The organism is Variovorax sp. 350MFTsu5.1 (assembly GCF_048302515.1).
GTDB classification, from domain to species: Bacteria; Pseudomonadota; Gammaproteobacteria; order Burkholderiales; family Burkholderiaceae_C; genus Variovorax; species Variovorax guangxiensis.
Window position 1 is genome coordinate 3,484,761 of record NZ_CP157620.1, and the last position, 24,654, is coordinate 3,509,414.

A 24,654-nucleotide genomic window follows, 5' to 3' on the forward strand; every position below is an offset into this window, starting at 1 on the left:
ACGTTCCGCAGACGAGCGCCTCAAGAGTTCAAGCCAGCATCGATTGCTGGGCGAAGATGCCCGCCATCGCACCCTGCGACGATGCCTGGGTGACCGAGGGCAGGAAGGGCGTGGCGAGGTCGCCGGCGGCGTAGATGCCGGGCACGCTGGTCTGGCGGCGCTCGTCGACCTTCAGCACGATGCCGGTGGGCGTATCGGCCGTGGCGAGGCCCAATGCTTCATGCAGGCTTGCGGACGGCTTGTTGCGCGGGCTGGCGAACAGGACGTCGACCGCGACATTGCGGCCGCTATCGAGATTGACTGTGGCAATGCGGCCCTTGTGATGGGCGATATCGATGATCCGGCCGTCGACGACAGCGATGTTGCGATTCGCCAGATCGGCCCGGATATCGGGCGCAATGTCGCGACCGTCAGCGAAGACGGTCAACTTGTCGGTCCAATCGCGGAACAGCCTGGCCTGATTGTGCGACTGCGGGCCGGACCAGACGTGGCCCCAGTGCCGGTCGGCGACTTCGAAGCCGTCGCAATAGGGGCAGGGCACGATGGACGTGCCCCAGCTTTCGGCGAAGCCTGGGACGTCTGGCATCTGGTCGGCGACGCCGTAGCTCAGGATCACGCGGCGCGCTCCGAGGCTTTCGCCGTCGTCAGTGAGAACGGAGAAATCGTCGATGACGCCGGAGACGTTGTCGGCCCGTGCATTGACCAGCTTGATCGCGGGATACCGCGCCAGCTGCTGCCGCGCCTCGGCGAGGATGTCCAGCGGTGGCTTGTGATCATGGCCGAGCAGGCCATGCGAATGGCCGGCGAAGCGATTGCGCGGCAGGCCGGTATCGAGAACGGTGACCTTGCGGCGGGCACGGCCGAGCTGCAGGGCCGCGGCGAGGCCGGCAAAGCTGCCGCCAATGATGATGACGTCATTCATGGTGATGGGTTCCGTGTAGGGCGGTTATTACTGGACTTTCAAGTACAGTAATGTGAAACACATATAGTAGACTGTCAAGTCCAATAAATATGCCCATGACCCGATCTCCAGTTCCTGCTCCGAAGCCTCAACGCGGGCGGCCGCGCGATCCTGAGCGCAGCCGGCGCATCCTGGAGGCGGCGCAGACGCACTTCGATCGGCATGGTCTGGAGCGCGCCAGCGTGGATGCCATCGCTGCCGACGCAGGCGTCTCCAAGATGACCGTGTACAGCAACTTCGGCTCCAAGGAGGGGCTGTTCGAGGCGGTCGTGCGCGACAGGACGGTAGCCGTGATGGCTGGATTCCCCGGGGCCGGGGCGCTGGACCCGAACCAGCCGGAGAAGGTGCTGCTGGTGATTGGGGAGCGGTTTCTCGCGCTGGCGCGCGGGGACGCCCTGGGCGCGTTGCGCGCCGTCTATGGCGTCGCGGGGGCGCAACCGGAAGTCTGTCGCGCGCTGTACAAGGAGGGTCCGGAGCGTGTGATGGACGAACTGGCTGCATATCTGCTTCTTGCCAGCTCGGCGGGCACGCTGAAGGTGCGGAATCCGCTCCAGGCAGCGGACCTGTTCCTGTCGATGTTCCTGGGCTCCGGCCACATCCGCGGAATGCTGAAGCTCGAGATGCCGGATACCCGGGAAAACCAGGCTCTTCTGCAAGAGGCTGTTCGAGTCTTCATGACGGCCTACGGCGCTTAGGCTCTACCGGGTAGCTTGCCGGCAATGGGGCAGAACTCCTGGTTGCCTCCCGCGCGCCTTATTTAACATAAGACACATTGTGTGAAAATTATCCCGCGCGGGGAGCTAGTTCAACCGGCCATCGCCGCAGGCGGCGGCATCCACTGCACGACTCACCAGCAGCCGCGCCGAAGAAGAACGAAAGCTCACCACTTGCCGTCCTTGGGAACGGCCTTGGCCGCGCTGGCTTTCGCATTGGCGGCCGCGGCGATCATCGAGGCGGCTTCCGAGCGGTTTGCCTTGTTGGCGAAGTCGACGGCGGTCATGCCCAGTTGGTTCTTCATGTTCGTGTCGGCGCCTTCTTCAAGCAGCAGCTTCACGGCATCGTTGGAGCCGTACATGGCGGCCATCATCAGCGGCGTGGTGCCGTTGGGCGATTGCGCGTCGATGAAGGCGAAGTTCTCGAGCAGCGTCTTCATGATCGCGATCTGCCCGCTGGTGGCCGCGTAGTGCAGCGGCGTCCATCCGGTCTTGTTGACGGCAGCGTCGCGCTTGAGCAACTGGGCGACCACGTCCTGCTGGCCCTTGATCGCAGCGAGCATCAGCGGGGTTTCGTCCTTCGGGCTGGCGATGTCCACGTCGGTCTGCGGCGCTTCGATCAGCACCTTGATCACCTTCGGCGAGGGCTCGCGCAGCGCGATCAGCAGGCCGGTCTGGCCGTGCTCGTCGCGCGTGTTGGGGTCGAAGCCGCGCTGGATCAGGTTGCTGACGCCGCTGGCGTTGTCGCCGCGAACGGCGCGGAAGAAGTCTTCGAACGAACCGGCGTTCGCTGCAAAAGATGCAGCAATGACAACAAGATAGATGGATTTCTTGAAGTAGTTTTTCATGATTTGACTTCCCTGAACAATGCTTCGAAATTGTCGCTCGTGGCCTTGGCGATGGCCTCTACGGGCATCTGCCTGAGTTCGGCGATCTGCTGCGCCACATAGGGCACGTAAGACGGGTTGTTGGTCTTGCCGCGGTACGGCACCGGCGCAAGGTACGGGCTGTCGGTCTCGATCAGCATGCGGTCCAGCGGCACGAAGGCAGCCACGTCACGCAGGTCCTGCGCTTTCTTGAAGGTCAGGATGCCGGAGAACGAGATGTAGAAGCCCAGGTCGAGCGCGGCGCGGGCCACCTCGGCGGTCTCGGTGAAGCAATGGAACACGCCGCCGGCAGCGCCGGGCGAGCCGTCTTCGCCCTCTTCCTTCAGGATCGCCAGCGTGTCCGCCGAGGCTTCGCGGGTGTGGATGATCAGCGGCTTGCGCGTCTGCTGGGCGGCGCGGATGTGCACACGGAAGCGGTCGCGCTGCCATTCCAGGTCGGAAATGCTGCGGCCGCCCTTGCGCTCTTCCATCTGGTAGTAGTCGAGGCCGGTCTCGCCGATGGCGACCACGCGCGGCCGCTGCGAAAGCCGAACCAGATCTTCGATCGAGGGCTCGGCGATGTCCTCGTTGTCGGGGTGCACGCCCACGCTGGCCCAGAAGTTGTCGTAGCTGGCGGCCAAGGCCTGCACTTCGTCGAATTCCTCGAGCTTGGTGCAAATGCAAAGCGCCCGGTCGACCTGCGCCGCGGCCATGGCGGCGCGGATCTGCGGCATCTGGCCCGCGAATTCGGGAAAGGTGAGGTGGCAGTGGGAGTCTGTGAACATCGGAAATGGTGGGATGCGAGGCGCACCCCCTTGTCTGGCCCGGACTGCCGGGCTTCGTATGGGAGGCAGGCGCCGTCGACCGAGTTCCGCGTCACGAGGACGGGGCGGAAAACTCAGATGGTTTGCGTGGGGCGGTCGGAGGCCATCGAGCCGCCGAGTGCCGCCTCGATGCGCGCCTTCAACTGGCGCGACTTCTCGTCGGAAGGAAAACGGATACCCACGCCCGGCGCCCGGTTGCCGGCGGCGCGCGGCGGCGTGATCCAGGCGACCTTGCCGGCCACCGGGTAGCGCTGCGGGTCTTCGGGCAGCGTCAGCAGCACGTAGACGTCGTCGCCGAGCCGGTATTCGCGCGTGGTCGGAATGAAGATGCCGCCCTCGGCGAACAGCGGGATGTAGGCCGCGTACAGCGCGCCCTTTTCCTTGATGGCGAGCTGGATGACGCTCGGCCGGGCGGGTGTAGAGGATGCTGCGGGTGCAGCGGATGCGGCAGGTTGGTTCATGGTCGGCGACGAGCGGCAGAGTTTAGGGTGGTTCGCGCTTCGCTCACAAGCGCTTCGAGCATGAGGCCGGCGTTGAACGGGTGCTCCGCGGTTCTCGCGGCGCTTGCGAGCGACTTCGACCAGCGCGCGAGCGCCAGCCGGGGCGGCGCGGCGGGCAGATCGGCGGCCTCGAAGAAACGGGGTGCGGCGCCGTTGCCGACGGCCATCAGGTCATGGCAGAGCTTCTGCAGCGCGCCGACAGCCTGCGCGGGCGCGTGATCGGCCAGCGCGCCGATGTCGCCGCGCACCATGGCCTTGGGCAGCAGTGCCCAGGCCTTGGGCGACTGTCCCGAGCGCGCGAGCTTCAGTGCATCGCTGGGCCGGCCACCGGCGGCGCGCAGCAAGGCGGCCGCGTCGGCGGCGGGCACGTCCTGCGCGGCGAGCCAGGCCTCGGCCTCGGCGGTTGCGGGCCATGGCAGCGTGAAACCCAGGCAGCGGCTGCGGATGGTCGGCAGCAGCTGCCACGCGGCCTCGCTGGCGAGCACGAAGCGCACGTCGCCCACGGGCTCCTCCAGCGTCTTCAGCAGCGCATTGGCCGTGATCGTGTTCATGCGCTCGGCCGGATACACCAGCACCACCTTGCCGCGGCCGCGCGCGCTGGTGCGCTGGGCGAAGCCGACCGCGTCGCGCATCGCCTCCACGCGGATCTCGCGGCTGGGCTTGCGCTTCTTGTCGTCGATGTCCGCCTGTGCCTTTTCGTCGAGCGGCCAGCCAAGCTCCTGCATCGCCACCTCGGGCATCAGCACGCAGAGGTCGGCATGCGTGCGCACCTCGATGGCATGGCAGCTCGGGCAATTGCCGCAGGCGGTGCCCTCCTCCGTCGGCTGCTCGCACAGCCAGGCGGACGCCAGTGCCAGCGCCAGCTCGTACTGGCCGATGCCGGACGGGCCCTGCAGCAGCCAGGCGTGGCCGCGCTGGCGCAGCAGTTCGGTCAGCGGCAGGCGCAGCCAGGGAGACAGTGCCTCGGCGCTCATCCGGCGCGACCTCCGGCCAGCACGCCACGCGCCCTCAGCTCGGACTCGATCTGCAGCCAGACCTGCTCGCGCGTCTGGCTGGCGTCGATGCGCACGAAGCGCTGCGCGTCGGCGCTTGCGCGGCCCGCATAGCCCTGGGCAACGCGGCGGAAGAACTCGACCGGTTGCGCCTCGAACTTGTCGGGCACGCGAGCACCGGCCAGCCGCTGTGCGGCGATCTCGGGGGCGAGGTCGAACCACAGCGTGATCCGTGGCTGCAACAGCTTCGTGCCGCCCGCCTGCCCCTGGACCCATTGCTCGAGAGTCGACAACACGGCGTTGTCGAAACCGCGCCCCGCGCCCTGATAGGCGAAGGTGGCATCGGTGAACCGGTCGCAAAGCACCACATCGCCGCGCGCCAGTGCCGGGCCGATGACCTGGGTGATGTGGTCGCGCCGGGCTGCGAACACCAGCAGCGATTCGGTCAGCGGGTCCATCGGCTTCTCGAGGACCAGCCCGCGCAGCGTTTCGGCCAATGGCGTTCCGCCGGGCTCGCGCGTGCGGACGACCGTGCGGCCCTGCGCCTTGAACAGCGCCTCCAGCGCGTCGAGATGGCTCGACTTGCCCGCGCCGTCGATGCCTTCCAGCGTCAGAAACAAGCCTTGGTCACTCATTGGGTCGTCGCCTTCGGTTTGGTGTCGCCGCCGCGCTGGTAGCGGTTGACCGCGCGGTTGTGATCGTCGAGCGAACTGCTGAACTGGCTGGTGCCGTCGCCGCGAGACACGAAATACAGCGATTTGCTTTGCGCAGGCTGCACCGTCGCCAGCAGCGCCGCCTTGCCGGGCATGGAAATCGGCGTGGGCGGCAGGCCGCCGCGCGTGTAGGTGTTCCAGGGCGTGTCGGTCTGGAGGTCTTTCTTGCGCAGGTTGCCGTCGAAGGCGGTGCCCATGCCGTAGATGACGGTCGGGTCGGTCTGCAGCGGCATGCCGATGCGCAGGCGGTTGGAGAACACGGCCGCGATTTCCGCGCGGTCGTTGGCCTTGCCTGTCTCCTTTTCGACAATGCTGGCCAGAATAAGCGCCTCATCGGCCGATTTCAGCGGCAAGTCGGAAGCTCGGGCGGCCCAGGCAGCTTCCAGCTTCTTGTCCATGGCGCGCATCGCGCGCTGCAGCAGGGCGATGTCGGTCGAGCCCTTCGAGTAGGTGTATGTGTCCGGGAAGAAGCGCCCTTCCGGGTGCAGGCCGGGCTTGCCCAGCTTGGCCATGAGCGCCTCGTCGGTCATGCCCACGCTCTCGGGCTTGAGCTGATCGGCCTTGGCCAGCGCGGCGCGCACCTGGCGGATGTTCCAGCCTTCCACCAGCACCACGCTGCGGGTGGCTTCCTCGCCGCGCACCAGAATGTTGAGCAGCAGCTTGGGCGTGACGCCGCGCTCCAGTTCGTAGCTGCCGGCGCGCATCTGGCGGTCCTGTCCCGAGACGCGGAACCACAGGTAGAGCAGTTGCGGCTGGACATCGACACCTGTGTCGGCCACCGCCTGGGCAATGCCGCGCGGCGTGGTGCCGGGCTCGACCGACAGGTCGACGCTGGGCGCAGGCAGCTTGAGCGGCTGATGCACCCACCAAAGGCCGGCGCCGCCGAGCGCAAGCACGGCCAGGGCGGCGAGCAGGAAGAGCGTGAGGAAGAAACTGCGCACGAGTCCGATGTGGGGATGACGGGGAAAAAGCCGGAGGCAATCAAAAAACGGTGCCCTTGCGAACCGAAGGGCTGGAGCCCCTGCCGCCTCGAAGGAACAGGCCCGGCCATGATAATTCAGCGATGACCACTGTCGTTCTCAATGGGGTGACCGCCCTCTCCCATCTCGGCGTGATCCGTGCCGAAGGTCCGGACGCCGCCAGCTTCCTCCACGGCCAGCTCACACAGGACTTCTCCCTGCTCGGAGCCTCCGACGCCCGCCTGGCCGCGCTGTGCACCGCCAAGGGCCGTGTGATCGCGAGTTTCATCGGCATCAAGCCGCAACCGGAACTGATCCTGCTGGTGTGCAGCCGCGACATCCTTGCCGCCACGCTCAAGCGCCTGTCGATGTATGTGCTGCGCGCCAAGGCCAAGCTGAGCGACGCCACCGAGCAGTACGCGCTGTACGGCCTCGCCGGCACCGCCCTTACCGCCAACGGGCTCGACGCGGCGGCCCCGCCCGGCAAGCGCACGGCTGTCGGCGACGAAGTCAGCGCCGTGTCGCTCTACCCGGCCGACGGCGTGCCTCGCGCGCTCTGGATCGCGCCGGCCGGGCATGCCGCGCCCACGGGCCCGGCTCTGGACGACAACCTGTGGCAATGGAGCGAGGTGCGCAGCGGCATCGTGACGCTGACCACGCCCGTCATCGACGCCTTCGTGCCGCAGATGATCAATTACGAATCCGTGGGCGGCGTGAACTTCAAGAAAGGCTGCTATCCAGGCCAGGAAGTGGTCGCGCGAAGCCAGTTCCGCGGCACGCTGAAGCGGCGCACCTACCTCGTCCAGGCCGATGCGCCGGTGGCCGTGGGGCAGGAAGTGTTCGCCGCCGGCGACGCCGAGCAGCCGGTGGGCACCGTGGCGCAGGCCGCGCCGGCGCCCGATGGCGGCTGGTCCGCGCTGATCTCCATGCAGATCGCCGCGCTCGAGGCCGGTGGCCTGCGCGCCGGCGCGGCCGACGGCCCGGCGCTTACGGTCGAGCCGCTGCCCTACCCGCTGCTCGAAGACATCTGAGCCTGCGCACCCTTTAAACCCCCAACGCCCTCAAAGCGGGTGTTTGGCGCTGTCGAAAATCGACGGCGCCATTTTTTTGCGCGTCTCCTAACCCCGTTGCCGTTGCCGAGCCGTAGAAGCCGGCACCGATCAACTCCGGCAAGGAAACACCATGAAGCGCAGACTCTTTTCCACCGCCCTGGCGCTGAGCGCCGTGGCCTCGTCGTTCCCGGCCTGCGCGCAGACCTCGGAACGGCCCTACGTTCCCTCCACGCCGTCCAGCCGCATCGGCTCGCTGATGCAGATCAGCGTGGTCGACCGCGGCAGCGGCGCCGAACTGCCGATCTACCGCCATCGGGGCGAATACTGGGTGGCCGGCCGCCCCGGCGCGCGCTACGCCATCCGGGCGCGCAACGCGATGGGCGAGCGCATCATGGCCGTGATGTCCGTCGACGGCGTCAACGTGGTCACGGGCGAAACCGCTGGCGTCGGGCAGAACGGCTACGTCTTCGGCGCCCGCGAGCGCAGCGACATCACCGGCTGGCGCAAGAGCGATTCGCAGATCGCCGCCTTCGAGTTCGCCGCGGCCGGCAACTCGTACGCCAGCCGCACCGGCCGGCCGGACGACGTGGGCGTGATCGGCGTCGCGATGTTCCGCGAGCGCATGCCCGAACCGCCGCCTGCGCCGGTCACGCCGTTCCCGCGCCGCGATGAATACGGCGGATACGGCCCCGAGCGCGAGCGCCGCAGCGAATCGTCGTCGTACCAGGGCGACGCGCGGGCCAAGGCAGGCGCAGCCGACAACGCCGCTCCCGCTGCGGCCGCCGAATCTTCCGGCAGCCTGGCCCGCCAATCCGCGCCCAGCCCGAGCCTCGGCACCGCACACGGCCGCCGCGAAACCTCGTACGTTGGCAGGACGACCTTCGAGCGCGCGCAGTCGTCACCCGACGAGGTGGTCCGCATCCGCTACGACAGCCGCGAGAACCTCGTCGCCGCGGGCGTGATCCCGGTGCCGCCCCCTCCGCGCTGGCCGCGTCCCGCAGGGCCGTCGCCCTTCCCCGGCTCGGATCCGGGCTATGTGCCCGATCCGCCGAGCCGTTACTGAGAAGAAGAGGACCGAAGAGGCCGGCGCATCTCGATGTGCGGAATGCCGGCCTCCTCGAAGCCGTCTCCATGCGGCACATAGCCCAGCCGCGCATAGAAGCGCTCGGCGCTGCGTTGCGCGTTCAGTGCGACCACGCTGGCGCCGCGCTCTCTGGCAGCCTCCTCCAGCACCTGCATCACAGCGGCGCCATGGCCGCCGCTGCGCAGATTGCGATGCACCGCCACGCGGCCGATGTGCGAGATGCCGTTCTCGGCCGGCAGCAGCCGGGCCGTGGCGATGACCTGCCCGAGCCGGTTGCGCGCGACCGCATGCAGCACCACGGCATCCTGCTCGTCCCACTCCAGCGATTCGGGAATGTTTTGCTCCTCGATGAACACCGCGCGCCGCAAAGCGCCGGCGCCTTCGCCGAGCGTGGCCCAGTCGCCCGTCTCGATGGTGCGCATGGCCTCGCCGGCCTCGTAGCCCAGCAGCACCTCGCGCAGCGCCGGCGGCACCGGCTTCGACGTCTGCGTCGCCGGATCGGCGAACACATAGACCAGCTCGCAGCCGACCAGGAACTGGTCCTGCCGGAACAGCCCGCCTTCGAACACGATCGACGAATTGCCGATGCGCACGCAGCGCATGCCAACGTCGAGCACGTCGTCGATGCGCGCCGAAGCGCGGAAATCGACCGTCGCCTTGCGCACGTACAGGTCGCCGCCCATCGCGTGCATCGACTCCTCGTACGGCAGCGCCAGCGCGCGCCAGTAGTCGGCGATGGCGGTGTCGAAGTACATCAGGTAGTGCGCGTTGAAGACGATCTTCTGCATGTCGACTTCGGCCCAGCGTACGCGCAGGCGGTGGAAGAAGCGGAAGTCCTTGCGTTCGGTAGCTGTCGTCGTGTTGCTCATGGTGTCAGTAGTGCCTCTTTGATTGCGCGGGCCGCATCGTCCTGCGCCTGCAGCGCCTCCGGAATCGCCCGGCCCATCTTGATGAATTCGTGGATCACGCCGCGGTAGATCTCCAGGTCGACCGGCACGCCCGCCGCGCGCAGCTTGTCTGCGTAGGCGATGCCTTCGTCCACCACCGGGTCGCATTCGGCCAGGCCGATCCAGGCCGGCGCCACGCCGTCCACGTCGTCGGCCAAGAGCGGCGCAAAGCGCCAGTCGTCGCGGTCGACCGGGGTGTTGACGTACTGCGCGAAGAAGAAATCGATCATCGCCTTGGTCAGCAGCGGGCCGTCGACGTGCCGCAGGTGCGAGGCCGTGTCCTGGTGCGCGGTGGTGCCGGGATAGATCAGCATCTGCAGCAAGAGCGGCAGGCCCGCGTCGCGCGCGAGAATGGCGCACACGGCCGCGAGCGTGCCGCCGGCACTGTCGCCGCCCACGGCCAGTCTGGACGGATCGAGGCCCAGGCCCGTGCCCTCCTTCGCGATGAACTGGAAGGCATCCCATGCGTCGTTCGACGCGGTCGGGAACTTGTGCGCGGGCGCGAGCCGGTAGTCCACGGAGATCACCGCGCAGCCGCTCTTCGCGCTCAGCACGCGGCACAGCGTGTCGTGCGTGCGGATGTTGCCGACCGTGAAGCCGCCGCCGTGGAAATAGATCAGCACCGGCAGCACCGCCGATGAAGGCGCGTAGAGCCGCGCGGGGATCGCATACCCGTCGCGCGCCGCGATGGTGAAGTCTTCGACGCGCGCCAGCTCGGGCTTCGGCACTTCGAGCACGCCGGCGCCCTTTTCGTAGGAGGCCTTGGCCTCCTCGGGCGTCTGCTTGTCGAGTGGCGGGTGGCCTGCGCGGGCCATGCGTTCGACGACGCTGGCCATCTTCGGCGTGAGCCGCGTGCCCGCCGGTGTTCCGGGCGCGACAGCGGCAAGGGTTTCTTTCGTGTGCAAGACGGTTCGCTCTTGTTAGATTTGGCTGGTCGGCAATCGTACTGCCCCGTGCCTACCGGGACATCCCCACATCCATGGCCCTCATCCAATACCTCACCCAGATCCAGTTCGAATTCGGCGCGATCAAGCTGCTGTCCAGCGAATGCGCGCGCATCGGCATCAACCGCCCGCTGATCGTGACCGACGCCGGCGTGCGCGCGGCCGGCGTGCTGCAGAAGGCGCTCGACGCCATCGCCGACCTCGAGGTCTCGGTCTTCGACCAGACGCCCTCCAACCCCACCGAAGCGGCGGTGCGCGCGGCCGTGGAGCTCTACCGCAGCGGCCGCTGCGACGGCCTGATCGCCGTGGGCGGCGGCTCCGCCATCGACTGCGCCAAGGGCGTCGCCATCGCGGCCACGCACGAAGGACCGCTCAAGACCTACGCGACCATCGAAGGCGGCTCGCCGCGCATCACCGAGCGCGTGGTGCCGATGATCGCGGTGCCCACCACCAGCGGCACCGGCAGCGAAGTGGCGCGCGGCGCGATCGTCATCGTCGACGACCACCGCAAGCTCGGTTTCCACAGCTGGTTTCTGATGCCCAAGGCCGCCATCTGCGACCCGGAGCTCACGCTGGGCCTGCCGCCGAAGCTCACGGCCGCCACCGGCATGGACGCGATCGCGCACTGCATGGAAACCTTCATGTCGGCCGCGTTCAATCCGCCGGCCGACGGCATCGGCCTCGACGGCCTCGAGCGCGCATGGGGCCACATCGAGCGCGCGACAAAAGACGGCAGCGACCGCGAGGCGCGCCTGAACCTCATGAGCGCGTCGATGCAGGGCGCGATGGCGTTCCAGAAGGGACTGGGCTGCGTGCACTCGCTGAGCCACAGCCTGGGCGGCGTCGATCCACGACTGCATCACGGCACACTCAACGCCCTCTTCCTGCCCGCGGTGATCCATTTCAATTCAGGCGCCGAGTCGGTGCGCAAGGAACAGCGCCTGCAGCGCATGGCGCAGGCCATGCACCTTGATTCGGCCGGCGATCTCGGCGATGCCATCCGCGACATGAACGCGCGCCTGGGCCTGCCCAAGGGCCTGGCCGAAGTGGGCGTGACGCCGGCGATGTTCGAGCAGATCATCGATGGCGCCATGGCCGACCATTGCCACAAGACCAACCCCCGGCTGGCCACGCGCGAAGATTACAAGGCGATGCTCGAAGCCTCCATGTAAGGCTCGCGTAAGAGGCCTGTAAGGGCTTCTTCTACACATTGTTTCAGTGACCGTTTTCGAGGCGTTTTCAGAGGGAAAAGACGCTCTCTGCGCCCCTCACGTCATTTATGTGACATAAGGGATTTCTAGACTGTCACCGAAGGTTTCTCAGCCGCAGAAACCCAAGGGTCAGGGAAGTTCCGAATGCAGCGCACAGTCCAAGTCCACACCGTCCTGAGCACCGAACAGCTCAAGTTCCGCTCGATGCGTGGACGGGAGGGCCTCTCTCAACTTTTCGAGTTCGAGGTGGACATGGTCAGCAGCAGCTTCAGCCTCGACCTGAAGCAGCTGCTCGGCACTTCGCTCACGCTGGAGCTGGCCGACGAAGGCGCACCGCGCTTTCTCAACGGCACCGTGGTGCGCTTCGAGCTCGTGGGCCGCGCCAACGAAACTGGCCGCCACTACATCTACCGCGCGCTGGTGCAGCCATGGCTGTGGTACCTCACGCGCACCACCGACTGCCGCATCTTCCAGAACAAGAGCGTGCCCGAGGTGCTCGACGAAGTGCTGGGCAAGTACGGCTTCCAGTTCGAGAAGCGCCTCACCGGCAGCTATCCCGCCTGGGAATACTGCGTGCAGTACCAGGAGAGCGACTTCGCCTTCGTGAGCCGTCTCATGGAGCACGAAGGCATCGCCTATCACTTCGAGCACAGCAACGGCTCGCACCTGCTGGTGCTGGCCGACGATTCGGGCAGCTACCAGCCGCTGCCCGGCCATGCCAGCATCGCCTACCGTCCGCGCGACCGCGTGGTCAATGCGCTGGAGCCCTGCATCGACCAGTGGCGCGTGACGGAGCAGATCACCTCCGGCCGCGTGATGCTCGACGACTTCGACTTCAGGAAGTCGCGTGCGTCGCTGCAGAGCGTGCAGCAAGACCCGAAGCCTCACGAGCATTCGACCTACGAGGTCTACGAATGGCTCGGCGGCTACACGGAGCACCAGCAGGGCGACGCCTACGCCAAGATCCGCCTGCAGGAACTGCAGTGCGCGCACGAGCTGGCCTCGGGCCACACCAACGTGGTGGGCATGGCACCGGGTTACCTGTTCCAGATGACGCATTGCCCGCGCGAGTCGGACAACCGCGAATACCTCGTCACCGAGACGCGCTACGACCTGCAGGAGCCCGAGTACTCCACCGGCGGCAGCAGCGAATCGGTGTGCGAGTTCGACTTCACCGTGCTGCCCTCCTCCGTGGCCTACCGCCCCCCGCGCAAGACGCCGCGCCCGCGCACCAACGGCCCGCAGACCGCCACGGTGGTCGGCCCCGAGGAAATCTGGACCGACCGCTTCGGCCGCGTGAAGCTGCAGTTCCGCTGGGACCGCTACGGCCAGTCGAACGAGAACAGCTCCTGCTGGGTGCGCGTGTCCAGCAGTTGGGCCGGCGCCAACTACGGCACCATGCACATGCCGCGCGTGGGACAGGAAGTGATCGTCGATTTCATCGGCGGCGAGCCCGACCGCCCCATCGTCACCGGCCGCGTCTACAACAGCGACCAGATGCCGCCGTGGGAGCTGCCCGCCAACGCCACCGCCAGCGGCATCCTCACGCGCTCCAGCACCGGCGGCGCGGCCAACCAGGCCAACATGCTGCGCTTCGAGGACCGCACGGGGGCCGAGCAGATCCTGCTGCACGCCGAGCGCAACCTCGACGTCGAAGTGGAAGCCGACGAAACCCACACCACCGACGGCACCCGCACCACCCTCATCAAGGGCCACGAATCGGCCACCTACCAGGACGGCGAGACGCGCGACATCACCGCCGGCGCCAAGGAAACCATCACCGGCGGCGACACCCGCAGCGTGACCGGTGGCTTCACCGAGACCGTGACCGGCGGCGTGAACCAGACCATATCTGGCGGCAAGACGCGCATGCTCAGCGGTGGACTGAACGACACCATCACCGGCGGCGTCGAGCTGGCCATCACCGGCGGCTTCCACGGCACCATCGACGGCAAGGAAATCCGCTTCGTCAGCGACGGCCGCAACGACACCATCAACACGTCCAACGACGTGCTGGTCAACGGGCCGTCGACCACCACAGTTACCGGCCCCACGGTGCACACCTCGCCGGACGTGACCTTCAACACGACCAACCACATCCACAACACGACGCAGCACGTCATCAACACCAACGTCTACAACACGACGTCGAACACGTACAACAACCTGACGGTCAACTACACCAACAACTCCGCCACCTACACCAACAACTACTCCAAGAGCAGCGACTGGAGGTGGTTCCGCCTGGGTGGCACCGGCCTGAACATGGACGTGTCGGGCATTTCGCTGGGCGTGCTGGCCGTGCGTTCGATGGCCATGGGCGTGCAGGCGCAGGCCATCGGCGTGAAGCTGGAGGCCGTGGGCGCGGAGTGGAAGAACAAGGCCATGTCGCTGGGCGACGCCGGTGCGCTCATCCAGCTCGTGGGCACGGAGATCAGGACGGGCGGCCTGCGCGCCGGCATCCAGGCGCTGAAGGTCCTGCTCTGAGGCGTGGAAAGCGTGCTCGAGATCGTTCTGTGGGGTGTGTTCGGCGTCGTCAGCCTGGGCGTGATCGCGCTTGCCGGGGTCGTGCTGGCGGTGTCGTTGATGAGCCATCGTGCCTACGCCGAGGAAGGCCGGCTGTGGCAGCAGCTGCAGGCCGACGGCCGCCCGCTGCAGGGCGTTGCGGTTTCCGTGCTGCGCTCGCCCAGCGGCTACTCCCGGCGCGGCCCGGTCGGACAGCGCCTGACGGCCGTGCAGCTTGGTGTCGCCTACACCGATGCCGCCGGCATCGAGCAGCAGACCACCTTGCGGACACTCATCGACGAGGACCTGCTGGCCCACTTTTCCGCGGGCCGGCCCGACATTCATCTGCTGCAGGACCCGCAGGACCCGTCACGGCTGGCCATCGACCGCGCGCGCACCCCGCTGGTGATCCGCGGCGCAAGGCGCTGATCCAGCCGTGAAGACCATCAAGCCCCTGCGCCTGAGCGTCCTGACGCGGCCCTTCCTGCGCGGGCAAAGCCAGCGTTTGGCAATCACCGTGATCGGCATGCACACCCTCGGCGAAGGGGGCGTGCTGCTGCCGGAGACGGAGCTCTGGAAGACCGTTTCCGCCGAAGTGGGAAACCAGTCCGCGATCGATCTCGGCATTCCCAAGCTGCGGCCCGAGTTCCTGGTGAGCGGCCAGGCCTACACCTGCCATCAGCAGGACAAGACGCGCTGCGCGGTCGACGTGCGCGTAGGCGGCTTGCGGCGCCAGTTCCTCGTTTCGGGCGACCGCTACTGGCTGGATGGCCGCGCCACCGAGCCGCAGGCTTTCGACACCATGCGCCTGGACTGGCAGCACGCATTCGGCGGCCCAGGCTTCGCCGCCAACCCCGCGGGCATCGGCTACGCCCCCGAGATGGTCAACGGCCTGCTTGTGCAGCGGCTTCCCAACGTCGAACGCCCGGGCCATGGCATGGACCGCCCCGACCGGCGTCCGGCCCCTGCCTGCCCGGGTGCGATGGACGTCGACCTGCCCGAGCGCATGAAGCTGCTCGGAACGGACTACGGCGACCAGTGGCGCGAGACGCTCTACCCCGGCTTCGCGCGCGACATGGACTGGCAGTTCTTCAACGCCGCGGCTGCCGAACAACGCTGGAACGACGAACTGTCCATCCCCGCGGCCGCGCCCTATGAGATCTGGAACATGCACCCGGAGCACGCGGTGCTGCGCGGACGGCTTCCGGACCTGCGCGCACGCGGCTTCGTCGCACGAAAGTCTGCGCAGCCTCTTGCGCTGGAAGAGGTGCCGCTGCGGCTGACCACGGCCTGGTTCTTCCCGCACGTGGAGCAGGTCATGCTGATCTTTCACGGCGAGACGCTCATCGCCGAGGACGACGCCGCGGACATCACGCACGTCATGCCGGCGATGGAGTCGGCGGACAGCCCGCCGCGCCCCCTCTCCCACTACGGGGCGGTCTTCGAGAACCGCTGCAACCTCGAGAAAGGCGCGATCCATGCGTTCCTCGACGAGGAACTGCTTCCGGTCTCGGCCATCGGCCCCTGGCTGGACCAGATCGACGCGCGCGAATCGATCCTGGCAAGGAACATCAAGGACAAGGGCGAGCGCCTGCGCGCCGAACTGACCGCGCGCGGCCTGGAAGCCGGCCACAAGCCGCGCCATTTCCGGGAACGCCCGCTGCCGAAGCCTTTCGACAAGATGCCCACGCTGGCCGAACTGCCCGAGTTCATCGAGAAGACGCGCGCCTACCAGCGCGAGCAGGAACGCAAGCTGGAGGAAGCCAGGCAGGAAGTCGCAAAGGCGGCCCTGGAGAACGCATCCGAATCGCGCAAGGCGGGCTTCGACAGCAGCCGGATCATCGAAGAAAGCCGGAACGCGCAGCTCAAGGGCCCGCCGAAGTTCGAGGCCGAAACCATCCTCAAGGGGCTGGGCGGCATCGCCGCGGCCACGGGCACCCCGGCCATGAGCGCCGCCGAGCACTCCGAGCTGCAGGCCCTCGGACAGCGGGGCCAGAAGGACATGCTGGCGCTGTACCGCATGGGGGCCCACCACCAGGCGGCCGCCGATCCGATGGCCGTTGAACAGAATGCGCAGGCGCGCGAACGCGTGCTCGCCGCCATGGCCGCGGACCGCGATCTGTCCGCCATGGACCTGACGGGCTGCGACCTCTCGGGCCTCGATCTGCGGGGCGCCCGCATGCACCAGACCCTGCTCGAAGGCGCCAGCCTCCAGGGCACCCGCCTGGACGGCGCCGACCTGAGCCAATCGGTGCTGGTGCGCGCCGACCTGCGCCAGGCCTCGCTGACAGGCTGCAACCTCGAGCGCGCCAACCTCAGCCTCGCCCGCTGCGAGAACACCAACTTCGCAAAGGCCCGCTTCGAGCGCACGCAGATGGAAAAGCTGCGCCTGGCCGGCTGCTGCCTCGACGAAGCGACTTGGAGCCATCTGCTGCTGCAGGGGATCGAGCTGGCCGATTGCAGCCTGCGACGCTCCGACCTGAGCTACCTGAGCATGGCCGAACGCTGCCGCCTGACGCGCTGCGACTTCGGCGAGGCGCGCCTGGAAAAGGTGCTGTTCGTACAGGCCGAATTCGAGTCGGTGGATTTTTCCGGCGCCACCGTCGAAGCCTGCAGCTGGGCCCACACGCCGCTGCACAAGGGCACGCGCTTCCGGCATGCCCTTCTCAAGACCACCAGCTTCGTCGGCACTACAGATCTTCGCGAGGCCGACTTCGAGGACGCCACGCTGGTGCACTGCACCTTGCGCGAGCTGCCGCTCGATGGCGCGAACTTCAGACGGGCCACGCTCGACACCTGCGATTTCTCCTCCGCGTCGCTCAAGGGCGCGGACCTGCGCGCGGCGGCTGCGCCCGACAGCCTCTTCATCCGCGCCGATTTCACGCGTGCTTCCCTGCGGCTCGCCAATCTCATGAATGCCACCCTCCAGAAGGCCTGCCTGGTCGATGCCGATCTTGGCGAGGCCAACCTGTTCCGTGCCGATGTCGCCCAGGTTTTCATCAGCCCGGGCACGCTCACCCTGGGCGCCCACATCGACCAGATGAAGACACTGCCCCGGCGCCCCGAGGCGGGCAGAGCGTGAACGCCGAGACGCTGGCAGCCCAGGTCCGCAACGGTGAGCCGATCCGCGAGAAGGACTTCAGCGACATGGACCTGAGGGGCATCGACCTGCGCGGCGGCGTGTTCAGCGAATGCAGCTTCAGGGGTGTTCGGGCCGATGCCGCGCAGCTGGGCGAATCCATCTTCGAGAAGTGCCGCTTCGACCAGGCGCAGCTGCCGGCGGCGGAACTGACGCGAGCCGCCTTCCACGAGTGCAGCCTGCACGACGCGGTGCTGGATTCGGCCTCCATGCCGCATTCGGTGTTCAGCGGCTGCACCCTTTCGGGCGTCCGGCTGGAAGAGGCCTTCATGGACCAGGCGAACTTCCACCAGAGTAAGCTGCACGACGCCTGCCTGGACCGTGCCAGCCTCGAAAAGGCCGTGTTCTCCGAGTGCGACCTGACTGGAGCGTCCTTCAACGAGGTGGCCTTCTCGTCGACCATCTTCTTCCGCGCAACGCTGACGGGCACGCGCTATGCCGGAGCCAGCTTCACGAACGCGATCTTCAGCGAGGCGGATTTTGCGGGGCAGGACTTCTCGGGCCAGCAGTTCCACCTCTGCCAGTTCATCGATGCGGTGCTGACGGCGTGCCGCTTTCGCGATGCACGCCTCACGCAGTGCAACTTCAAGGGCGCAGACCTGCGCAACGCGGTGCTGGCAGGGGCGCAGGCCATGCAGTGCCTTTTTCCCGAAGCCGACCTGCGCGGCGCCGATGCGCGGCGCGGCAACTTCCAGAACAGCATCTGGGTCGACGCCCATCTCGACGGCGCGGACTTCTCGCAGGCGCAGCTCGAGCAAGGCGTCTTCCATCGCGCGCACTGCGGGCAGACCTCGTTCGCCGGCAGCCGGCTGGACTACGCCGACTTCTCCTACGCCCTTCTGGTACAGACCGATTTCCGCGACGCTGCCTTCCTGCGCACCGTATTCCATCGCGCCGACCTGGACGGCGCCAGGTTCAGCACCCGCGTGGGTACGCTGGACCGTGACCCCGCGCTGCACGAAGCCGAGATGGTGGCGTTGGAGCAGCCCGAGCGCGCATCCCGCCTGGACCGCGACATCCATGGCCGGCGCCCCAAGAAAGACAACCCATGAACTCCACACGGAACACGGCCGGCGACACGGTCGCCGCCGCACACCATGCAACGCAAGGCGTGCTGGATCCGCTGATGCAACGCCCTTCCAACGCGGCCCGCGCGGACTCCGGCACGCGGACCGCCACGGTGATCGCCAGCGATGGCGATCCCTGGTTCGAGGTCGGCCTCGACGACGGCCAGGGATCGCTGCGCTGCCGCCGCGTCGCCAGCTGCCTGCTGCTGCCCGCGCCGGGCGACACGGTGCTGATCACCTCCACCCGCCAGGGCGAGAGCTTCGTCATCGCGGTGGTCGCCCAGGCCGACCCGAGGCAGGCGACGCTGGCCGTGGACGGCGACCTGACGCTGGTCTCGCGCTCCGGGGGCATCCGCGCGCGCAGCGCCGGCCCCATGGCGCTGGAGTCGGACACCTCGATCGCCATGCAGTCGCCCGAGTGGCGCGCGCAGGCCCGGCAGGCCCATTGCGAGATCGGCGAGATGGATTACCAGGGCGCCCGCGTCCGCTTCAACGTGCTGGTGTCGCGCTTCGTCGGGCGCGCCTGCGAAGTGGTGCTGGAGCGCCTCAACCTGCTCACCCGCTCGAGCTTCCGCCTGACCGAGGAAGTGGAACAGGTGCGTGCCGGCCAGCTCGACATCCAGGCCGAGCAGACCCTGCGCCTGCATTCGAACAACACGCTGCTCACCAGCAAGGGGCTGGTCAAGGTCGATGCCGAGCAGATCCACATGGGTTGACCCCGAACGAAGGAGCCGTTGCCATGTTCGCCAATGCACAGATGATGGGCGTCGACCTCGCCTTTCCCGACGTCTGCAAGACGCCGCCGGCGCTGCCGATTCCCTACCCCAACTTCGCGCTGGGGCCGACTGCCATCCCCAACGCCTGGAACATCCTGTACGGCGGCACTCCCGCGCACAACCTGGCGACCGTCACGCCCATCACCAACGGCGACAACGCCGGGGTGCTGATGGGCGTGGTGTCGCAGACGGTGATGGGGCCCTCGCGCCACATCACCGGTGCATTCACCGTGCTGCTGAAGGGCACGCCGTGCACGCGCATGACGAGCCTGTCGGTGCAGAACCGCTGCAACATCGTCGGCATGCGGATCGTGCCGAGCCAGTTCAAGGTGCTGGTGCTGGCGCCCTGATTCCGGGCGCCCGGAGGCGCTCCCGGCCTCAGGGTGTCGCGATGCACTTCCACGCGCCCAGCGACTGGTTCGCCGGAATCTCGCCCGTCGCATTCCTCGCAAGCGATGGCGCGCCATAGCGGGCCTGGTCGTCATGCACCCAGTTGTCGAGATCCGCAACGGCATTCCAGGCCAGCTGCAGCGGCGTCAGCCCCACCCGCCTGAGCAGCGAGTTGGTGTTGTAGAAGCCGTGGCTGTAGTCCTCGATGAAATAGGCACGCACCGAGCCCTTGATGTCGCTTGCCGTCACCTTGCCGCCCGAGGGCAAGGCCGCCAGCTTGCTGACGAACTCGCCGGCCTGGGTGCAGGGCACCAGGAAGTCCGACGTGCCCTGGTAGATGATGATCTTCTTGCCCTTTCCGCCCGCCTTCTTCTGGCTTGCGGCCGCATCGAAGAACGCAAGCAGTTCGGCAGGCCGCACGTTCCAGACGGGCGCGAGTTCGTCGAGCAGCCTGTTGTAGCCGTCGTAGTCCGCGCCGGACTCGATGGCCACGTCCGCCAGGTGCCGCGAGACCGCGCCCAGCCCGTCGCTCAGGGTCTGCTGCGACACCTGCTGGCCGAAGAGGCTGGTGATCATTGCCGAGGCGCCGGCCCAGTTGACCACCCAGTCGTTGACCACCGCCGGTACCTCGATCGTCTTGAGCAGGTTGGTCTCGTCCACGGGCGGTGCTCCGGCGACGATGCCGTCGTAGGCGTCGGGCCAGTTCGCCATGGCCTTCAACGCCTGCCGGCCGCCGGTGGAAATGCCGACGAAATAGGTGTCGGTCGGCTTGCTGCCCGTGAGCTTCTTCAATAGATAGAGCCCGACGTCCAGCGATTTCTTGATGGAGTCCTGGCCGAAGTTCTTCACCATTTCCTGCTTCGCGACGTCGCTGAGCTTCCTGCCGGCCTGCACGAATTCGGGGTCGAAGGATTTGCCCGAATCGCCGACGCCCGCATCGGCGAGGATCACCGCGTAATTCGACAGCGCAATTCCCTGCAGCGAGGGCGAATACTGCAGATTCGTCTGGATGCCGTTGGCGACCACGTCGGTCTTCCAGGCAAAACCTCCGCCGCCGAGCTGCACGAATTTGCCGTTCCATTGCGACGGGACATAGATCTGGAAATTGATGTCGGACACGCGGTAGCTCGGGTCCTTCACCGCCGGATCGACACCGCCCGGAGAAGTCGGCTGGATCGTTCCCTTGATGAGGCAATAGGCCGGCAGCGCGAGCCAGACCTGCTCGACGGAAGTGACCGTGAAGCCGCCCGTCCTTGGCGAAGGAAAGCGGGTGCCGCGGAAATCGTCCAGCACCGCATCGGCATATCGCGAGCCGTTCAGCTGGTTGGAACAGGTCCTGATGAGCGTGCCGGAAATGTCGTTGGCCGCGTGTGCCGATGAAATAAACGCGCCGCAGGCCATTGCGAGGAGAAATGGCCGAAGCAGCCGCCCCGGCCACCGTGTTGCTCCATGAAAGCCGGAAATCTTCGTCTTGTTCAAGATTTGTCTCCAGGGTATCGATTGGATTTCACAAACCCACCGCCGCCTCTTCTTCTTCCCGAATCAGCGCGGATGGACCCGTGCCTTCTCTTGAGGCAGTGAAATTCTCGATTGCCCTGCAATGGGCCGCACTATCCGTGCAGCGCCATCCGAATGACCTTCCGGACCTCGGAACCTGTCTTGAACGACTGAATTACCTTGAAAGCGCTACTGCGCTTGTTATTCGGCTTTCACGCCCGCTGTGCGGATCACCTTTCCCCATTTCGCCGTTTCAGCGGTAATGAACGCATCGAATTCCTCCGGCGTGCTGCCTGCGGGAATGGTGCCCATCGCATCCAGCTTGGCGCGCGTGTCGTCGCTCCTGATGATGTTCGCCACCTCCTGCGACATGCGCCTGACGATGTCGCGCGGCGTGCCCGCCGGCGCCAGCATGCCGGCCCAGGTGCTGCCGGTGAAGCCCGCAAAGCCTTGCTCGATGAAGGTCGGCACATCGGGCGCCGCCGCCAGCCGCTTGTCGCCCGCCACCCCGATCAGCCGCACCTTGCCGGCCTTGGCCTGGTTGATGAGGCCCGTCGGCGCATCGAAGAAAAGCTGGATCTGCCCGCCCATCAGGTCCGTCAGCGCCGGCACCGCGCCCCGGTACGGGATGTGGATCATGTAGGTCTGCGTCAGCGACTTCCACAGCTCGGTGGTCAGGTGCGCGGCAGAGCCGTTGCCCGAGGAGCCGAAGCTCACCTTACCCGGATTGGCTCGCGCATAGTCGATGAGCTCGCGCGCCGTCTTGAACGGCGCATCGACGTTCACTGCAGCCAGCAGCGGCGACACGCCCATCAGCGAAACGCCCGTCAGGTCCTTGCGCGGGTCATAGGGCAGCTTCGGGTACAGCGTGGTGTTGGCCGCATAGGCCGCGATGACGACGCCGAAAGTCGTGCCGTCGGGTGCCGCCTTGGCGATCGCATCGACGCCGATCAGGCTGTTGGCGCCCGGCTTGTTGTCGACCAGCACAGGCTGCCCCAGCTTCGTCTGCAGCCCGATCTGCACCAGCCGCGCCATCTGGTCGGTGAAGCCACCGGGCGTGTACGGCACGATCACGCGGATCAGCTTGGTGGGCCATGCGGGCTGCGCGAGGGACGGCAAGGCGAGGCTCGCGGCGGCGGTGGCGAGCGTGAACCGGCGGCGGGACAGCGTGGCTTGGGACATGGCGGCGGAAACCCTTTCGTTGCGTCGTTTCGGGAATGGACCGGGCCATTCTCGAAGCGCCATCCGCGCGCCCGGTCAGGGTTTGCCCGGCACCGCCAGCGGCAACCTCATGTCGAACCGCGCCCCTCCCCCGCTCTCGTTCGCCGCCTCGATCCGCCCGCCATGCGCGTGCACCACGGCCTGCGAAAGCGCCAGGCCGAGGCCCAGGCCCGGCGTTTTCTCATCCGAGCGCGCCGTAGCACCGCGGTAGAAGCGCTCGAACAGGTGCGGCATTTCATCCCCGCGGATGCCGGGGCCGCTGTCGGCCACGGTGATGACGGCCTCGTTCGCCTCCGCGTCCGCGCGCAGGCTCACGCGTACTGTGGTGTCAGGAGGGGAGAACTTGAGGGCGTTGTCGAGCAGGTTGGCCAGCGCGAGGCTGGCCGCGCCGCGGGCGAAGCGTGCAGCGACAGGTCGCGCCGCATCCAGCGACAAGGCAAGGCGCCGCTCGCGCGCCAGCGGCTCGAGCCGCCTCAGGGCCTCTTCGGCGAGCTGGTTCAGCGATACCGTTTCCACCGCGTCGCGTTCCTGGCCGGCGTCGAGCCTGGCCAGCACCAGCAGTTCCTCGACCAGCAGCGTGAGCGACTCGACCTCCTCCAGCGAGGAGCGCAGCGTTTCCACATACGCGGCCGGTTCGCGCGGCCTGCGCAGCGCCAGTTCCAGCTCGGTGCGCAGGCGCGACAGCGGCGAGCGCAGCTCGTGCGAGGCATCCGACGTGAAGCGCCGCTGTGCTTCCATGCCCTGTTCGATGCGTGCCAGCATGTCGTTGAGCGTGTCCACCAGCCGGCCGATCTCGTCGCGCGTGCCGGGGTGCGGCAGCCTCTCGCCCAGGTTCGCGTCACCGATGCGGTGGGCCTGCCGCACCACGTCGTCGATGGCGCCGAAGGCGCGCCGGGTGATGAGCGCGCCGGCTGCGCCCAGCGCCAGCAGCAGCGCGCCGCCAAGGATGATGAACAGCGCGCTGGCCATGGCCACGGTGCGGTTCACGTCGTCCAGCGAGCCGGCTACCTGCACCGCGAGCAGCGAGGCACGACCCGGCACGGGCACCGAGACCATGCGCGTGGGTTCCTCGCCGTAGCCGTCGAGCGTCTCGAACACGGTCTCGCCCGCCGCGAGCCGCTCACGCAGCGCGGCTGGAATGGGCAGCTGCGCCTCGCCGAGGTTGCTGCTGCGCGCGAGCACGCGGCCATCGGCATCGACGATCTGCACCAGCCGGTCGAGCCGCACGAACGAAGGCGCGCCGGGGCCGGGTGGCGCCTCGTGGACGATGACGGTGTCGCCCTCGCCGGCCGACAGCAGCATGCCCATCTCGGTCTCGGCCAGCGCCAGCAGCGCGGCGTCGAGCTCGCGGTGCACGTTGCGCGAGAACACGAGGTACGAGCCGAGGGCGGCGACCGCCATCACCACCACGATCACGCTGACGTGCGCCAGCGCCAGCCGCTTGCGGAAGCTAAGCATGAGCGACGCTTCCGGCACCTGCGCCGTCGTCCGCCAGCGCCAGCCTGAAGCCGCGCCCGCGCACGGTCTGGATCAGCGGCGCGGCCGGCGGCGCGTCGACCTTGCGGCGCAGGTTGCTGATGTGCACGTCGATCAGGTTGTCGATGGCGATCAGGTCGTCCTTCCACACCTGCTCGGCCAGGCGCGAGCGGCTGACCACCTCGCCGGCATGGCGCAGCAGTATCTGCAGGATCGCGAACTCCTTGTGGGTCAGCTCCAGCACCGCGCCGCCGCGCAGCACGCGCTGGCTCATCGGGTCGAGGCTGAGGTCGGCCAGCGCAAGCACCGTCGGGCGCACCAGCTCCGAACGGCGCAGCAGCGCGCGCACGCGCGCCAGCAGTTCGTCGAAGGCGAAGGGCTTGGTGAGGTAGTCGTCGGCGCCGGTGTTCAGGCCGGCCACGCGGTCACTGAGCGCGTCGCGGGCTGTGAGCATGAGCACGGGTGTCTTGCAGCCGCGCTGGCGCAGGTCGCGGCACAGGGTGAGGCCGTCCTTTCCGGGCAGCATCCAGTCGAGCACGATCAGGTCGTAGGCGACGACGAAAGCCTCCTCGTCGCCCTCCTCCGCGGTGTGCACCACGTCGACCACGAAGCCCTCTTCCTGCAGGCCCCGGGCCAGCAGCCGGGCGGCCTTGCGGTCGTCTTCGATCAGCAGAATTCTCATGGCGCGGATCATGCCGCGTGTTCCTGACTTCCGGCCATCGGGGCCGCCGAAGGCCGATCCTGAAGATTTCTTCAGGATTTCTTGGGAGCTTCTTCAGGCGTCATTTCTTACGCTCCCCGGCAGGAGACGGGAGCG

23 protein-coding genes are annotated in these 24,654 nt (G+C 67.5%); 10 read left to right on the forward strand and 13 right to left on the reverse strand.

The window, feature by feature from the left end; translation table 11 throughout:
• Nucleotides 1-28: 28 nt before the first annotated feature.
• Nucleotides 29-922 carry an NAD(P)/FAD-dependent oxidoreductase gene (locus tag ABL843_RS15790; protein ID WP_418116429.1) on the reverse strand — a complete coding sequence of 298 codons (894 nt, stop codon included), beginning with the start codon at nt 920-922 and terminating at the stop codon, nt 29-31.
• A 95-nt stretch (nt 923-1,017) separates the two neighbouring features.
• Here ABL843_RS15790 and ABL843_RS15795 point away from each other — a divergent pair, with 95 nt between their 5' ends.
• A complete protein-coding gene (locus ABL843_RS15795; RefSeq protein WP_418116430.1) occupies nt 1,018-1,656 on the forward strand; it encodes a TetR/AcrR family transcriptional regulator in 639 nt (212 codons plus the stop codon).
• A gap of 185 nt (nt 1,657-1,841) precedes the next feature.
• Here ABL843_RS15795 and ABL843_RS15800 read toward each other — a convergent pair whose 3' ends face one another.
• From ABL843_RS15800 to mltG, 6 genes are all read right to left on the reverse strand, one after another.
• Nucleotides 1,842-2,522 carry an ankyrin repeat domain-containing protein gene (locus tag ABL843_RS15800; protein ID WP_418116431.1) on the reverse strand — a complete coding sequence of 227 codons (681 nt, stop codon included), beginning with the start codon at nt 2,520-2,522 and terminating at the stop codon, nt 1,842-1,844.
• Nucleotides 2,519-3,325: a TatD family hydrolase gene (locus ABL843_RS15805; RefSeq protein WP_184637845.1), complete on the reverse strand. Its 807-nt coding sequence runs from the start codon at nt 3,323-3,325 to the stop codon at nt 2,519-2,521. The genes ABL843_RS15800 and ABL843_RS15805 overlap by 4 nt, the downstream gene beginning before the upstream one ends.
• Nucleotides 3,326-3,438: 113 nt before the next feature.
• A complete protein-coding gene (locus tag ABL843_RS15810) occupies nt 3,439-3,825 on the reverse strand; it encodes a PilZ domain-containing protein (RefSeq protein ID WP_126019960.1) in 387 nt (128 codons plus the stop codon).
• Entirely contained in the window at nt 3,822-4,838 is a 1,017-nt protein-coding gene (locus tag ABL843_RS15815) for a DNA polymerase III subunit delta' (protein ID WP_418116432.1), read from the reverse strand. Before ABL843_RS15815 ends, ABL843_RS15810 begins: the two co-directional genes overlap by 4 nt.
• Nucleotides 4,835-5,491: a dTMP kinase gene (tmk, locus tag ABL843_RS15820; protein WP_418116433.1), complete on the reverse strand. Its 657-nt coding sequence runs from the start codon at nt 5,489-5,491 to the stop codon at nt 4,835-4,837. Before tmk ends, ABL843_RS15815 begins: the two co-directional genes overlap by 4 nt.
• The gene (gene mltG / locus ABL843_RS15825) at nt 5,488-6,510 is read right to left on the reverse strand and encodes an endolytic transglycosylase MltG (RefSeq protein ID WP_418116434.1); all 1,023 of its coding nucleotides are present in this window, start codon (nt 6,508-6,510) and stop codon (nt 5,488-5,490) included. The genes tmk and mltG overlap by 4 nt, the downstream gene beginning before the upstream one ends.
• Nucleotides 6,511-6,632: 122 nt before the next feature.
• Between mltG and ABL843_RS15830 the strand changes: the two genes are divergently transcribed.
• Nucleotides 6,633-7,559: a YgfZ/GcvT domain-containing protein gene (locus tag ABL843_RS15830; protein WP_369662297.1), complete on the forward strand. Its 927-nt coding sequence runs from the start codon at nt 6,633-6,635 to the stop codon at nt 7,557-7,559.
• A 151-nt stretch (nt 7,560-7,710) separates the two neighbouring features.
• Entirely contained in the window at nt 7,711-8,643 is a 933-nt protein-coding gene (locus ABL843_RS15835; RefSeq protein ID WP_418116435.1) for a hypothetical protein, read from the forward strand.
• Here the strand turns inward: ABL843_RS15835 and ABL843_RS15840 are convergent.
• Nucleotides 8,637-9,533 (reverse strand): YbgC/FadM family acyl-CoA thioesterase, encoded by an 897-nt coding sequence (locus ABL843_RS15840; RefSeq protein WP_418116436.1) that lies wholly within the window; start codon nt 9,531-9,533, stop codon nt 8,637-8,639. The two genes, ABL843_RS15835 and ABL843_RS15840, sit on opposite strands and share 7 nt — an antisense overlap.
• The gene (locus ABL843_RS15845) at nt 9,530-10,447 is read right to left on the reverse strand and encodes an alpha/beta hydrolase (RefSeq protein WP_418120477.1); all 918 of its coding nucleotides are present in this window, start codon (nt 10,445-10,447) and stop codon (nt 9,530-9,532) included. Before ABL843_RS15845 ends, ABL843_RS15840 begins: the two co-directional genes overlap by 4 nt.
• A 143-nt stretch (nt 10,448-10,590) precedes the next feature.
• Here ABL843_RS15845 and ABL843_RS15850 point away from each other — a divergent pair, with 143 nt between their 5' ends.
• The 7 genes from ABL843_RS15850 (at nt 10,591) to ABL843_RS15880 (ending at nt 19,603) form a co-directional block, all read left to right on the forward strand.
• Nucleotides 10,591-11,727 carry an iron-containing alcohol dehydrogenase gene (locus tag ABL843_RS15850; protein WP_418116437.1) on the forward strand — a complete coding sequence of 379 codons (1,137 nt, stop codon included), beginning with the start codon at nt 10,591-10,593 and terminating at the stop codon, nt 11,725-11,727.
• A 183-nt stretch (nt 11,728-11,910) separates the two neighbouring features.
• The gene (locus tag ABL843_RS15855; RefSeq protein ID WP_418116438.1) at nt 11,911-14,253 is read left to right on the forward strand and encodes a type VI secretion system Vgr family protein; all 2,343 of its coding nucleotides are present in this window, start codon (nt 11,911-11,913) and stop codon (nt 14,251-14,253) included.
• Nucleotides 14,254-14,265: 12 nt separating this feature from the next.
• Nucleotides 14,266-14,700: a hypothetical protein gene (locus ABL843_RS15860; protein ID WP_418116439.1), complete on the forward strand. Its 435-nt coding sequence runs from the start codon at nt 14,266-14,268 to the stop codon at nt 14,698-14,700.
• A gap of 7 nt (nt 14,701-14,707) precedes the next feature.
• On the forward strand, nt 14,708-17,353 hold the full coding sequence (locus tag ABL843_RS15865; RefSeq protein ID WP_418116440.1) for a DUF2169 domain-containing protein: 2,646 nt from the start codon (nt 14,708-14,710) through the stop codon (nt 17,351-17,353).
• Entirely contained in the window at nt 17,350-18,462 is a 1,113-nt protein-coding gene (locus tag ABL843_RS15870; RefSeq protein ID WP_418116441.1) for a pentapeptide repeat-containing protein, read from the forward strand. The genes ABL843_RS15865 and ABL843_RS15870 overlap by 4 nt, the downstream gene beginning before the upstream one ends.
• Nucleotides 18,459-19,193 carry a DUF3540 domain-containing protein gene (locus tag ABL843_RS15875; protein ID WP_369662290.1) on the forward strand — a complete coding sequence of 245 codons (735 nt, stop codon included), beginning with the start codon at nt 18,459-18,461 and terminating at the stop codon, nt 19,191-19,193. The genes ABL843_RS15870 and ABL843_RS15875 overlap by 4 nt, the downstream gene beginning before the upstream one ends.
• A gap of 23 nt (nt 19,194-19,216) precedes the next feature.
• Complete coding sequence (locus ABL843_RS15880) at nt 19,217-19,603, forward strand: DUF4150 domain-containing protein (RefSeq protein ID WP_126019990.1); 387 nt, start codon at nt 19,217-19,219, stop codon at nt 19,601-19,603.
• Between the two features lie 28 nt (nt 19,604-19,631).
• Here the strand turns inward: ABL843_RS15880 and ABL843_RS15885 are convergent, their stop codons facing one another.
• From ABL843_RS15885 to ABL843_RS15900, 4 genes are all read right to left on the reverse strand, one after another.
• A complete protein-coding gene (locus tag ABL843_RS15885; protein ID WP_418116442.1) occupies nt 19,632-21,122 on the reverse strand; it encodes a tannase/feruloyl esterase family alpha/beta hydrolase in 1,491 nt (496 codons plus the stop codon).
• A gap of 219 nt (nt 21,123-21,341) precedes the next feature.
• A complete protein-coding gene (locus tag ABL843_RS15890; RefSeq protein ID WP_418116443.1) occupies nt 21,342-22,322 on the reverse strand; it encodes a tripartite tricarboxylate transporter substrate binding protein in 981 nt (326 codons plus the stop codon).
• A gap of 75 nt (nt 22,323-22,397) precedes the next feature.
• Nucleotides 22,398-23,819 (reverse strand): sensor histidine kinase, encoded by a 1,422-nt coding sequence (locus tag ABL843_RS15895; protein ID WP_418116444.1) that lies wholly within the window; start codon nt 23,817-23,819, stop codon nt 22,398-22,400.
• Nucleotides 23,812-24,519, reverse strand: a complete 708-nt coding sequence (locus tag ABL843_RS15900; protein WP_418116445.1) for a response regulator transcription factor — start codon at nt 24,517-24,519, stop codon at nt 23,812-23,814. Before ABL843_RS15900 ends, ABL843_RS15895 begins: the two co-directional genes overlap by 8 nt.
• Nucleotides 24,520-24,654 lie beyond the last annotated feature (135 nt).